Source organism: Salinarimonas soli (assembly GCF_008386575.1).
Classification (GTDB): Bacteria; Pseudomonadota; Alphaproteobacteria; order Rhizobiales; family Beijerinckiaceae; genus Salinarimonas_A; species Salinarimonas_A soli.
In genome coordinates, this window is sequence record NZ_VUOA01000046.1 from 1 (window position 1) to 11,932 (window position 11,932).

Annotated in this window: 10 protein-coding genes; 4 read left to right on the forward strand and 6 right to left on the reverse strand. The window is 71.3% G+C overall.

What is annotated here, in order from left to right; genetic code table 11:
- Positions 1-556 precede the first annotated feature (556 nt).
- Positions 557-2,761, reverse strand: a complete 2,205-nt coding sequence (gene purL, locus F0L46_RS23465) for a phosphoribosylformylglycinamidine synthase subunit PurL (RefSeq protein WP_149822050.1) — start codon at positions 2,759-2,761, stop codon at positions 557-559.
- 226 nt (positions 2,762-2,987) lie between these two features.
- Between purL and F0L46_RS23470 the strand changes: the two genes are divergently transcribed.
- From F0L46_RS23470 to F0L46_RS23480, 3 genes are all read left to right on the forward strand, one after another.
- Positions 2,988-4,373 carry a pilus assembly protein gene (locus F0L46_RS23470; protein WP_188312111.1) on the forward strand — a complete coding sequence of 462 codons (1,386 nt, stop codon included), beginning with the start codon at positions 2,988-2,990 and terminating at the stop codon, positions 4,371-4,373.
- A 103-nt stretch (positions 4,374-4,476) separates the two neighbouring features.
- Positions 4,477-4,800, forward strand: a complete 324-nt coding sequence (locus F0L46_RS23475; RefSeq protein ID WP_149822052.1) for a DUF1476 domain-containing protein — start codon at positions 4,477-4,479, stop codon at positions 4,798-4,800.
- A 326-nt stretch (positions 4,801-5,126) separates the two neighbouring features.
- Positions 5,127-5,921: an HpcH/HpaI aldolase family protein gene (locus tag F0L46_RS23480; protein WP_149822053.1), complete on the forward strand. Its 795-nt coding sequence runs from the start codon at positions 5,127-5,129 to the stop codon at positions 5,919-5,921.
- A 15-nt stretch (positions 5,922-5,936) separates the two neighbouring features.
- On the opposite strand, the gene F0L46_RS23485 is transcribed toward F0L46_RS23480, so the two are convergent.
- Together F0L46_RS23485 and F0L46_RS23490 are read right to left on the reverse strand one after the other, a co-directional pair.
- Entirely contained in the window at positions 5,937-6,623 is a 687-nt protein-coding gene (locus F0L46_RS23485; RefSeq protein WP_149822054.1) for an alpha/beta hydrolase, read from the reverse strand.
- A 60-nt stretch (positions 6,624-6,683) separates the two neighbouring features.
- Complete coding sequence (locus tag F0L46_RS23490; RefSeq protein WP_149822055.1) at positions 6,684-7,331, reverse strand: DNA-3-methyladenine glycosylase family protein; 648 nt, start codon at positions 7,329-7,331, stop codon at positions 6,684-6,686.
- Between the two features lie 37 nt (positions 7,332-7,368).
- Between F0L46_RS23490 and gluQRS the strand changes: the two genes are divergently transcribed.
- Positions 7,369-8,250 (forward strand): tRNA glutamyl-Q(34) synthetase GluQRS, encoded by an 882-nt coding sequence (gene gluQRS, locus F0L46_RS23495; protein ID WP_149822056.1) that lies wholly within the window; start codon positions 7,369-7,371, stop codon positions 8,248-8,250.
- Between the two features lie 7 nt (positions 8,251-8,257).
- On the opposite strand, the gene F0L46_RS23500 is transcribed toward gluQRS, so the two are convergent.
- From F0L46_RS23500 to F0L46_RS26620, 3 genes are all read right to left on the reverse strand, one after another.
- Positions 8,258-9,172, reverse strand: a complete 915-nt coding sequence (locus F0L46_RS23500; RefSeq protein ID WP_149822057.1) for an AEC family transporter — start codon at positions 9,170-9,172, stop codon at positions 8,258-8,260.
- 10 nt (positions 9,173-9,182) lie between these two features.
- On the reverse strand, positions 9,183-11,243 hold the full coding sequence (locus F0L46_RS23505) for a M23 family metallopeptidase (protein ID WP_149822058.1): 2,061 nt from the start codon (positions 11,241-11,243) through the stop codon (positions 9,183-9,185).
- Between the two features lie 478 nt (positions 11,244-11,721).
- On the reverse strand, positions 11,722-11,932 hold a 211-nt coding region (locus F0L46_RS26620; RefSeq protein ID WP_210247679.1), incomplete at its 5' end, for a hypothetical protein.

Below are 11,932 nucleotides of genomic sequence, written 5' to 3' on the forward strand. Positions count from 1 at the left end.
GCACCACACACCACCCCACCGCACGACGCCTCGCGACAGCGCCCCTCGACGGGTGATGCGAGGTAGGACATATATCAGGTCTCTAGGTATGACAAGGCGGACGCGCTCCCCTCCCCGCCCAGGTCGGGTGTTCCCGACCTGGGCACCGACCTGCCCAGCCCGGCAACAGCCGGGATGGGTGGGGAGGGGCCGGGGGTGAGGGGGTACCACGGGAGTCCAGAGTTCTCCCACTCCGTTGCTCCAAATCACCCCCCTCATGCTGAGGAGGCCCGGCAGGGCCGTCTCGAAGCACGCTCCAGGGATCGCCGAGGGCACTGGAGAACGCCTGCCACCTCCGTCCAAATCTCTGGACTCGCCCTTCGAGACGCCCGCTGACGCGGGCTCCTCAGGGTGAGGGTCGAGGGTGGGATCGGCGGGGCGGGAGATCCCTGGTTTCAGGTGGTACCCCCTCACCCGTGGCACTTCGTGCATCCCTCTCCCACCCAAGTCGGCTGTTGCCGACTTGGGCTCAGCGCTTGCCCATACCGGCAACAGCCGGGATGGGTGAAGAGGGGGGCTATCCCGCCATGTATTTCGGCATCCAACCCTCGTGCGCCTCGCGCAAGCTCCCCAGCGGGATCGCGGGCTCGCCCGGCAGGTGCAGGGAGCCGCCGCCCGTGACGCCAAGGAGGGCCACGGGGATGCCGCCGGCGGAGGCCGCGTAGAGGAGGTCGGGGACGCGGTCGGGCTCGACGGCGAGCACGTAGCGGGCCTGGTCCTCGCCGAAGAGGAAGGCGTGCAGCGGGATCCCGGGCTCGACCTCGCCGATGCCGGCGCCGATGCCTCCCGCCATGGCCATCTCGGCGAGCGCGACGGCGAGGCCGCCGTCGGAGCAGTCGTGCACCGTGTCGACCTGGCCGTCTTGAATGAGGCGGCGCACGAAGTCGCCATTGAGGCGCTCGGCGTCGAGGTCGACGGGCGGGGGCGCGCCCTCCTCGCGGCCGCACACCTCGCGCAGGTACAGCGACTGGCCGAGCCAGCCGCGGGTGTCGCCGACGAGCAGGATCGCGTCGCCCTCGCGCTTGAAGCGCACGCTGGCATGCCGGCGCACGTCGTCGATGACGCCCACGCCGCCGATGCTCGGGGTGGGCAGGATGCCCCGGCCGTTGGTCTCGTTGTAGAGCGAGACGTTGCCCGACACGACGGGGAAGTCGAGGGCCCGGCAGGCCTCGCCGATGCCGCGGATGCAGCCCACGAAGGTGCCCATCACCTCGGGCCGCTCGGGGTTGCCGAAATTGAGGTTGTCCGTGATGGCGAGCGGCCGGCCGCCCACCGCCGTGATGTTGCGCCAGGCCTCCGCCACCGCCTGCTTCCCGCCCTCCACGGGATCGGCCTCGCAATAGCGCGGGGTGACGTCGGTGGTGAGGCACAGGCCCTTGGGGCCATCCTCGATGCGCACCAAAGCCGCGTCTCCGCCGGGCACCTGCACGGTGTTGCCGAGGATGAGGTGGTCGTACTGCTCCCAGACCCAGCGCTTCGAGGAGCCGTCGGGCGAGCCGACGAGCCGCAGGAGCGCGTCCGCGTTCGACATCGGCGGCTCGACGGCCTCGGGCATGAGGACGGGCTGGTGGGTGTTGGCGAGGTGGGGCCGGTCGTAGAGGGGCGCCTCGTCGCCGAGCTCCTTGATGGGGAGATCGGCCATGGTCTCGCCGTGGTGCTTCACCACGAAGCGGAGCGTGTCGGTGGTCTTGCCGATCACCGCGAAATCGAGGCCCCACTTGCGGAAGATGGCCTCGGCCTCGGTCTCCATGCCGGGCCGGAGCACCATGAGCATGCGCTCCTGGCTCTCCGACAGCATCATCTCGTAGGGCGTCATGCCCTCCTCGCGGCAGGGCACGCGCTCCAGCCACAGCTCGACGCCAAGGTCTCCCTTCGCCCCCATCTCGACCGCCGAGCAGGTGAGGCCCGCGGCCCCCATGTCCTGGATCGCGATGACGGCGCCGGACTTCATCAGCTCGAGGCAGGCCTCCAGGAGGAGCTTTTCGGCGAAGGGGTCGCCGACCTGCACCGTGGGGCGCTTCTCCTCCGACCGGTCGTCGAACTCGGCGGAGGCCATGGTCGCGCCGTGGATGCCGTCGCGGCCGGTCTTGGAGCCCAGGTAAACGATCGGGTTCCCGACGCCCGTGGCGGCGGCGTAGAAGATCTCGTCGGTCTTCGCGAGGCCCACCGCCATGGCGTTGACGAGGATGTTGCCGTTGTAGCGCTCGTGGAAGCGCACCGAGCCGCCCACCGTCGGCACGCCGAAGGAATTGCCGTAGCCGCCGACGCCCGCCACCACGCCGGACACCAGATGCCGGGTGCGGGGATGGTCGGGCGAGCCGAAGCTCAGCGCGTTGAGCGCCGCGATGGGGCGCGCCCCCATGGTGAACACGTCGCGCAGGATGCCGCCCACCCCCGTCGCTGCGCCCTGGTAGGGCTCGATGAAGCTCGGGTGGTTGTGGCTCTCCATCTTGAAGACGCAGGCCTGGCCGTCGCCGATGTCGATGACGCCCGCGTTCTCGCCCGGGCCCTGGATCACCCACGGCGCCTTGGTCGGCAGCGTCTTCAGGTGCAGGCGCGAGGACTTGTAGGAGCAGTGCTCGTTCCACATCGCCGAGACGATGCCGAGCTCGGTGAGCGTCGGCTCGCGGCCGATGAGCGCCTTGAAGCGGGCGTACTCGTCATCCTTCAGGCCATGCTCGCGCACGAGCTCCGGGGTGATGGGCACATCGTTGCGGATCATCGCTCTCGCGGCTCCCTGGGATCGGCCCAGGGCCATAGACCCTGAGGGCCCGGTAGGCAACGCCCGGGGCCCCGGGGCAGGGGATCGCCCGTCACGATCCGGCAACCTTTCCGATCCGTTTCGCCGCATCGCCCGGCCTGTCCCGAAACGGCACGGCCGGCCCTGGCACGGCCCTCGCAATTTGAGCTCAACAATTCGTTCAAATGCGACGCAACGGGGCACGACGATGCTGAAACGTTTCAAAAAGGATGATCGGGGCGCCACCGCCGTGATTTTCAGCATCGCCCTGCTCCCGATCCTCGGCGCCGCGGGGGCGGCCCTGGACTACTCCCGGGTCTCGAACGCGCAGGCCGATCTCCAGAAGGCGCTCGACGGCGCGGCCCTGGCCCTGGTGCGGGACGCTCCCCGCCTCTCCGCGGCCGAGCTCGGTGCCCGCGGCGACACCATCGTGCGAAACCTCTTCCGGCCCAAGACCGGCGGCGTCATCGAGGGCGTCACGGTGACGAAGACCGCCGAGACGGTGCGCGTGACGGCGACGGGCAGCGTCCCGACCACGATCATGGCCGCCATGGGCTTCCGCTCCATGGGTATGGCCGGTCAGGCCCAGGCCGCCTGGAGCAACCGCACGATCGAGCTCGCCCTCGTCCTCGACAACACGGGCTCGATGTCCCGGGCCAACAAGATGCCGGAGCTCAAGAAGGCGGCGAACGCGCTCCTCGACACCCTGAATGCCGCCGGCGCGGGCGGCGACCGGGTGAGCGTCTCGGTGGTGCCCTTCGACACGCAGGTGCGCCTCGACCCCGCGACGCGCAACGGCGCCTGGCTGCGGCCCCTCAAGGAGGCCGATCTCGCCTCGCCCTGCGGGCGCGTGAACGCCAAGGCGAGCCTCCTGCCCGCGACCGGCGCCGACCCGGACAAGACCGCCCGCGATGCCTGGACCGGCTACGTGACCGATCGCGACCGCATGACCTGCGACGGAAAGGGCGCGGCCCGCACCGTGGACATGAACGTGAAGGCGGATGCGCCCGACCGCCTCTGGGCGCAGACGCTCTACCCGATGGTGCGCAACGAGGAGACCCCTAACCTGCCGGCCATCCAGCCGCTCACCACGGCGCTGGGCGCCGGCACCCCGATCCGCTCGACCATCGCGTCGATGCAGCCGCGGGGCTGCACCAACATCACGCTCGGCGCCATGTGGGGCCTGGAGACGCTGTCGCGCAGCGAGCCCTTCACCCAGGCCGCCCCCTTCGGCACCTCCAACGTCGAGAAGATCATGATCCTTCTCACCGACGGGGAGAATACGCGCGATTCATTCGGCGCCAGCTGCAACGAGGAGAAGGGCAAGGAGGGTGACCGCGCATTCGATACGCGCACCATCAGCGCCTGCAACGTCGTCAAATCGAACGGCGTGACGGTGTACACGATCAAGGTAATCGAGGGCAGCGACGACCTCCTGCGCAGATGCGCCACCCGCGTCACCGACCCGAAGAGCGTCTATCGCCGCGCCGACGGCGTCGCCGAGCTCTATTATCCTGTCACCCGCGCCGACCAGCTCACGGGCGTGTTCCAGGCCATCGTGAACCAGATCCTCCAGACGCGGCTGACGCATTGACGCGTCGCGGGCGGCCCGACCCCTCCCGTCACGGTCTGGCGCGGCGCACCGCCGCGCTCTATATCGGGGGCAACCCGTGGGACCAGAAACAAGGGACGGACCGATGACCACCTTCGACAATCGCAAGGACGCCTTCGAGAACAAGTTCGCTCACGACGAGGAGCTGCGCTTCAAGGCCACCGCGCGCCGCAACAAGCTGCTCGGCCTCTGGGCCGCCGAGAAGCTCGGCAAGACGGGCGCCGACGCGGACGCCTATGCCAAGTCGGTGGTCATGGCCGATTTCGAGGAGGCGGGCGACGAGGACGTCGTGCGCAAGGTGCGCGGCGATCTCGATGCGGCGGGCGTCGCGAATGCCGAGACGCAGGTCCGCCAGGCCATGCACGACCTCATGGCCAAGGCCATCGCCGCCATCCAGGCGGGCACCTGAGAGGCACGCCGGGAATGCCGGTCTTCCTCCCCCTCATGCTGAGGTGCGAGCCAGCGGCGAGCCTCGAAGCACGCAGCACGTCTGTGAGCCGGAGGGAGATCCCTGGAGCGCCCTTCGAGGCCCCGCTTCGCAGGGCACCTCAGGACGAGGTTGCGACCTGGGAGAACCGGCGGCTTCCGAGCCGGCACATGAGGGCCCCGGCTCCCTGAACCCCGAGGCGGTTCCGCTCGGCCGGAGCCGCCTTTTTCGTCATCCGCCCGGATCCGAACGGTCCTCCCGTCATTGAGCCGCTGCCGCCCGAGAGGCCGCGTCCACGAGGTCGAGCCATGTCGCCCCTAATCCAGCTCTCCGACCGCCTGACATCCGGCCCGCTCTTCACGGCCTGGTGCGGCCTGCCCGATCCCGCCGTGCCGGGCCTGCTCGCCCGCGAGGGCTTCGACGCGGTGACGATCGACATGCAGCACGGCGCCATCGACTTCGCGGCCACCGTGCGGGCGATCCCGCTCGTGGGCGCGGCCGGCAAACCCGCCGTGGTGCGGGTGCCCGTCGGCGAGTTCGCCACCGCCTCGCGCCTCCTCGACGCGGGCGCGGCGGCGATCATCGCGCCGATGATCAACACGGTCGAGGACGCCCGCCGCCTCGCCGCCTATACCAAGTTCCCGCCTTTGGGCGAGCGGTCCTGGGGGCCGCACGGGGCGCTCGCGCTCTCGGGTCTCGCGCCGAAGGACTATTTCGCCCAGGCGAACGGCTTCTCCGTCACCTTCGCGATGATCGAGACCCGCGAGGCCCTCGCCATCGTCGACGACATCCTGGCCGTTGACGGCATCGACGCGATCTTCGTCGGCCCCTCCGATCTCTCCATCGCCCTGTCGGGCGGCGCTTCCCTCGATCCCGCGAGCCGCGAGGTCGAGGCCGCGATGGACCATGTGATCGCCCGCGCCCGCGCGGCCGGGCGCTTCATCGGCGTCTACGCGGCCTCGGGCGAGCGCGGCGCGCAGCTCGCCGCCAAGGGCTTCGACCTCATCGCCCTCGGCTCCGACAGCGCGATGCTGCGCGCCGGCGCCGCGGCCGCGCTCAAGGCGGTGAGCCAGAAAGCGGGCGGGACGCAGGGCGCCTATTGACGGGCACGCGTCTCCCTACCGGCCCGCCGGGAAGGGAAGCCCGAAGGCCTGCGTCAGAAAGAGGCCGCCATGGGTGAGGGCGCCGGGATCGATCCCGTGCCCCACCCCCATCGAGAGATGCCACTGGCACGGCACCTCGGCGGCCGCGAGGGCGTCCATCGACAGGAACAGGGCGTCGATCGGTATCACGTCGTCCTGATCGCCGTGGACGAGGAGGACCGGCGGCTTGGCGCGCACGCCCTCCTTCAGGCTTTCGGGCCCGCGGCCCTCCTCCAGCACGAGAAGCCCCGATAGGGCCACGATCCCCGCAACCGCCTGAGGGCGGCGCAGGCCCACATGCAGGGCCATCATGGCACCCTGGCTGAACCCCACGAGGGCGAGCCGCGACGGGGGCAGGCCGTACCGCTCGAGCTCGGCGTCGAGAAAGGCGTCGAGCCCCGGCCCGGCATGGTTCACGCCCCGCCAGCGCTCGTGCGGATCCCGGAAGGTGAGCGAGAACCATTGCCGGCCCATGGGGGCGCCGGGCATGAGCTCGGGCGCGTTGGGCGCCACGAAGGCGGCGTCCGGCAGCAGCGCCTGCCATTGCCGGCCAAGCTCGATGAGATCGTTGCCGTCGGCGCCGTAGCCGTGGAGGATGACCACGAGCTGCTTGGCCTGCCCCGACCGGGGGTTCAAGCGGGGACCGTCGATCCGTGCGGCCATGAAGCCTCCCAAGCGCGATGAACCCATAGAAAGGCTCCTGCCGCGAGCCGGTTCCGCGGGTCAGGACGCGGGCGCGCCCTCCCGCGCCTTCGCCCGGGCGTAGAGAGCCCACAGCGCGTGCGCCGCCGCCCCGCGCCAGGGGCGCCACCGGACCGCCAGCGCCTCCAGGGCCTCCCGCGAGGGCCGCGCCTCGAGATCGTACGCGATCCGCGCCGCCTCCTGAAGGGCGAGGTCCCCGGCCGGGAAGGCGTCGGCGTGCCCGAGGCAGAAGAGGAGATAGACGTCGGCCGTCCAGGGGCCGATGCCCTTGACCGAGACGAGCGCCGCATGGACGGCTTCCGCTGGCAGATCGGCCAGCGCGTCGAGATCGAGGGCGCCGCTCGCGACGGCGTCGGCGAGCGCCCGCAGGGTGCGGATCTTCGGGGTCGAGAGGCCGAAGGCCTTCAGGGCTTCGTCCGAGGCGGCCTGAACCGACCCGGCTTCGACCGCGCCCAGGCCCGCCCGCACCCGGCCCCAGATCGCGGCGGCGCTCGCCGTCGAGACCTGCTGCCCCGTGACGATCCAGGCGAGGCCCTCGAAGCCCGGCGGCCGGTGCCGCACGCGAGGACGCGCGCCGGCGGCCACGATCCGCGCCATCACGGGGTCGGCCCGGGACAGCTCGCGGATTGCATCGTCGAGCCGTTCCTGCGAATCGAGCCGTGTCGCCATGGCGCCTCCCTGGCGCAGGCTTCACCCGGCCGCTCCCATGACGCAACCCGTCTTCCGCTTCGCCCCGAGCCCCAACGGGCGCCTCCACCTCGGGCACGCCTATTCGGCGCTGCTCAACGAGCGCTTCGCCCGCGCCCTCGGCGGCCGCCTCCTCCTGCGCATCGAGGACATCGACGTGACCCGCTGCCTCCCCGACTACATCGCGGCCGCGGAAAGCGACCTCGCCTGGCTGGGCCTCACATGGGAGAGGCCGGTGCGGCGCCAATCCGGGCACTTCGGCGCGTACCGGGCCGTGCTCGACGGGCTGAGAGCCCGCGGCCTCGTCTATCCCTGCTTCTGCACGCGCCGCGGCATCGCCGAGGCGGCGGCGGCGCATGAGCACGCGACGGGTGAGCGCTGGCCCCGCGATCCGGACGGCAGCCCCCTCTATCCCGGAACCTGCCGGGCCCTCGCGCCCGGCGAGGCCGCGCGGCGGATCGCGGCCGGCGAGCCGCATGCCTGGCGCCTGTCGAGCCCCGCGGCGCTGGCGGCGGCGCCGGGCCCCTTCTCTTATCGCCGCTTCGACGAGGCGCTGCGCCAGGAGACCGTCCCGGCCGATCCCGCGCGCTGGGGCGACGTGGTGCTCGCCCGCAAGGAGATCCCGACGAGCTACCATCTCTCCGTGGTGCACGACGACGCCGCGCAAGGGATCACGCACGTGGTGCGGGGAGGGGACCTCGAGGCCGCGACCGACCTGCACGTCCTCCTCCAGCGGCTCCTCGGCCTCCCGACGCCGCTCTACCACCACCACGGCCTCGTCCCCGACGAGGCGGGGCGAAAGCTCGCGAAAAGCCTCGGCTCCCGCCCGCTGGCGGAGCTGCGCGCCGAGGGCGTCACGCCGGACGCCGTGCGGGCCCGCCTCGGCTTCGCTCCGCCGTGAGGCGGCTCTACTTCCCGAGCACCTGCAGCCAGACGAAGATTGTCCCCATGGCGAGCATGGTGGAGAGCGACACGGCGCTCGATGTCAGCGCCACGCCCTGCCGGTAGCGCTCGGCCAGGAGGTAGGCGTTCACGCCGGTGGGGCAGGCCGCGAACAGGACCGCGACCCCGGTCCAGGCCGGGGGCATCGTGAAGACCCGCGTCGCGAGCCAATAGACGATGAGGGGATGCAGCACGAGCTTCAGCCCCGAGACGATGGTCGGCAGGGGCAGCCCCGCTGTCAGCCCGTAGCGGTGGAGCGCCGCCCCCATGGCGAACAAAGCGCAGGGGACCGCGGCGCTGCCGATGAGCTCCGCGATGCGCCAGGCGGGCTCCGGGATGAAGGCGCCGAGCGGGCGCGCCGCCGAGCCGAGCAGGATCGCGACAATGATCGGGTTGACGAGGAGCCGCCGGACGATGCCGATGAGCGAGGCGTCACGCCCCTCGATGAGGAGCGAGGCCGCCGCCACCATGATCGGCAGGTGCACCGCGATGAGCAGGAAGAGCGGCACCGCGCCCTCCTCGCCATAGGCCCGCAGGATGATCGGCACGCCCACGAGCACGGTGTTGGACTGCCCCGCCGAGAAGCCCGCCAGCACCCGCTCGGCGGGCGCGAGCCCGAAGAGGCGCCCGGCGACGAGCATGGCGAGCGCCCAGACGACGGCCACCCCCGCGAAATAGGCGATCCAATAGCCCCAGGGCTGGACCGCCGGCACCTCGGCCCGCGCCAGCGTCCGGAAGATGAGGCAGGGGACCGCCAGCGTGTAGACGAATTCCGACAGGCCCTCGCCCGCCCGTTCCGAGACGAGCCGGGTGCGCACCGCGACGAAGCCGATGGCGATCAGCCCGAAGGCCGGCAGGATGACGCCGACGGACTCCCACATGCGCCCGCGCCTATTGCCCCTCGCGCTGGGCGACGCGGGTGCTGCTGCCGGCCCGCGTCAGGAGGCCGTCGACCGTCTCGCGCTGGCGCTTGAAGTCGGCCAGCGCCCGCCCGTCGAGCTCGCGCCCGCGCGGCACGCGGATCTTCATCGGGTCGACGAAGCGGCCGTTGACGATCACCTCGTAGTGGAGGTGCGGGCCCGTCGACAGGCCCGTATTGCCCACATAGCCGATGACCTGGCCCTGGCGGACCCGGGCGCCGGGCTTCACGCCGGGCGCGAACCGGGACTGGTGGTTGTAGGCCGTGACGTAGCCGTTGGTGTGCTGCACCTCGGTGCGCCGGCCGTAGCCTGAGTCCCATTCCGCCTTGATCACGGTGCCGTTGCCCGCCGAGACGATCGGCGTGCCGATCTTGTTGGCCCAGTCGACGCCCGTATGCATCTTGCTGTAGCCGAGGATGGGGTGGCGCCTGTAGCCGAACCCGGAGCGCAGGATGCCCTCGGCGATGGGCTTGCGGAGCAGGAACTTCTTCAGCGAGCGGCCCTGGTCGTCGAAATAATCGACGGAGCCGTCCTCGGGGGACTGGAAGCGGTAGACGCGCCGGGTCTCGCCGCCGATGGAGAGAGCCGCGAACAGCATCTCGATGCGGTCCGATCCGCTCTCCTCGTCGAGGGTGTAGAAGATCTCGAACGTGTCGCCCGGCGCCACGCGCTTCTGGAAATCGACGTCGTAGCCGAAGATGCGGACGAGGTCCTCGACCGTCTGCTTGGGGAGGTCGTGCTTGAGGGCGGTCTCGTAGAGGCTCTCGTAGAGCCGCGCGCCGCTGCCGCCCTCGTCCTCCTCCTCGTCCTCCTCGCTCTCGGGCTTGGGCCGCATCGGCGCCGCGCGGGCGGGCGAGGGATCGTCGGCGAGCGGCGTCACGGAGACGAAGGCGCCCCGGTCGTTCGCCGCCGCGATCGCCTCGACGCCGCGCTCCCCGAACAGGATCACGCGCATCACCTGGCGCGGATCGCCGGCCCGGGGGCCGGGGGCGATGAGGATGCGCATCTGCTGGTTCTCGGGCAGCTGCGCGACCCGCGGCCGGCCGCCGAGGGCGTTGACGATGCCGCGGATCTGGTCCGGCGTCGCGCCGTTCGCGGCGAGCACCGCGTCGAAGGTCTCGCCCCGGCGCATGGCCGCCCCGCGCTCCTCGACGCCGCTCAGGCGGGCATCCGCCTTGGCGAGGTCGGTCACGTTCTCGGGCACCACGCGCACCTCGATGGAGCTGAAGGGCGCGTCGATGCCCCGGGCGGGGGCGTTGGCGTCGGGCAGCGCCACCGGCTGCTGGAGGGTGCGCGTCAGCATGAGCTGGGCGGGGATCGGGATCGCGGGGCGCCGGCCGGCCTGGGCCGCCATGCGCCGCTCCTCCTCGATCTGCGCCACCACATCCGCGTCGCTGAGCGCCGGGGAGGCGGCGCCGATGGAGACCGCCGCGAGGTCGCGCTTGACCACGGAGACCTCCGCGTCGCTGACATCGGCGGGAGGCGCCTCGGGGACCCGCTCGCCGCTGTCCTCGGCGAAGAGGCGCAGGGGATTGAAGGGCGGGATGTTGGTCGCGTAGACGCCGCTCGTGAGCGAGAGGTTCGTGGCGATCCGCACGAAGGGGCGGACCTTGATCACCTCGCGATCCGCGACCCGCAATGTCACGGGAGCCCGGAACGACTGCTTGGCCGTCACCACCATCTCGGTGCGCACGAGCTTGTCGCCCCGGCGGGCGGGCGCCTGGGCTTGGCCCGGGGCCGCCAGGGGGGCCGTCGAGGGCCCCGTGGTCTGCGGCAGCTCGGCGAAATGCGTGTCGCCCTCCACGGCGACCCAGATGGCGCCGCCGATGAGAGCGGCGCCGGTCAGGGCGGTGAGGATGCTGGCCCCGAGCCAGCGCACGTTCACCCCGCGCCGGTCCACGTCCTCGCCCAGCGCCCCGGACACGTCGAGCGGCGGCTCGATGCCGACGTCGAGGGTCGCCGCGGAGGGAGCCGACCGCGTCTCGGCGGGCGCGGCCGGGTCAGTCACGGCTTGGAGGGGGCGTGGTTTCATCGGGAATCGGTTGCGGACCGGTGACGGCGCCGGTGGGATCGACCATGCCCGCCCGGCGCAGCGGAATCAACGCCGCGCCGGGCACGCGGCTGGGGAGGGGGCTGTCGCCGGACTCTATGTCGGCAATAGGGCGGGGCGGGTGAGCATCGGTCCGGACGGGGCAGGCCCGTCAGAGCCTGACCCGAAAGGGGATGCTCCTGTCCCCCTCATGCTGAGGTGCCCTGCGAAAGCAGGGCCTCGAAGCACGCAGGACGCTGCCACAGCCGTCTGGCGATCTCTGGAGCGCCCTTCGAGGCCCACTTCGTGGGCGCCTCAGGACGAGGGTGGTGGGTCGGCCGCACTTATGGGCCAGCCTCTCAGGACAGGAGCGAGGCTGCTCCATGCGGCCGCCACCATCGGTGTCCGGCAGGAGGAGGGGAGGGCGCCTAGACACATTAGACAGGGGCGAGGATGCCTGGAGACGCGTCCGTCGGGTTTTTCAGAAGCCCGCATTTTTTCGGTTGACGCCCGAATCGGCATGGCCTATACCCCTGCTCATCGGGACGCGGTCGCCGCTTCTAACAAGGAAGCGGGCGGCTTGCTGTCCCTGGCTCTTTCTTCCACGGCGTCTCTCGCTCAGCTCCTGGCCTTGCCAGGGGGTGTCGGTTCGCCTCTGGACGTTGGCCTTTTGCTCTTTGACAAGTGTATCG

Bases quoted from the DNA above. Each gene is read 5' to 3' on its own strand.
- gluQRS (WP_149822056.1), top strand. From the start codon at position 7,369: ATGACGCAACCCGTCTTCCGCTTCGCCCCGAGCCCCAACGGGCGCCTC.
- F0L46_RS23480 (WP_149822053.1), top strand. From the start codon at position 5,127: ATGTCGCCCCTAATCCAGCTCTCCGACCGCCTGACATCCGGCCCGCTC.
- F0L46_RS23485 (WP_149822054.1), bottom strand. From the start codon at position 6,623: ATGGCCGCACGGATCGACGGTCCCCGCTTGAACCCCCGGTCGGGGCAG.
- F0L46_RS23470 (WP_188312111.1), top strand. From the start codon at position 2,988: ATGCTGAAACGTTTCAAAAAGGATGATCGGGGCGCCACCGCCGTGATT.
- F0L46_RS23505 (WP_149822058.1), bottom strand. From the start codon at position 11,243: ATGAAACCACGCCCCCTCCAAGCCGTGACTGACCCGGCCGCGCCCGCC.
- F0L46_RS23490 (WP_149822055.1), bottom strand. From the start codon at position 7,331: ATGGCGACACGGCTCGATTCGCAGGAACGGCTCGACGATGCAATCCGC.
- F0L46_RS23475 (WP_149822052.1), top strand. From the start codon at position 4,477: ATGACCACCTTCGACAATCGCAAGGACGCCTTCGAGAACAAGTTCGCT.
- F0L46_RS23500 (WP_149822057.1), bottom strand. From the start codon at position 9,172: ATGTGGGAGTCCGTCGGCGTCATCCTGCCGGCCTTCGGGCTGATCGCC.
- purL (WP_149822050.1), bottom strand. From the start codon at position 2,761: ATGATCCGCAACGATGTGCCCATCACCCCGGAGCTCGTGCGCGAGCAT.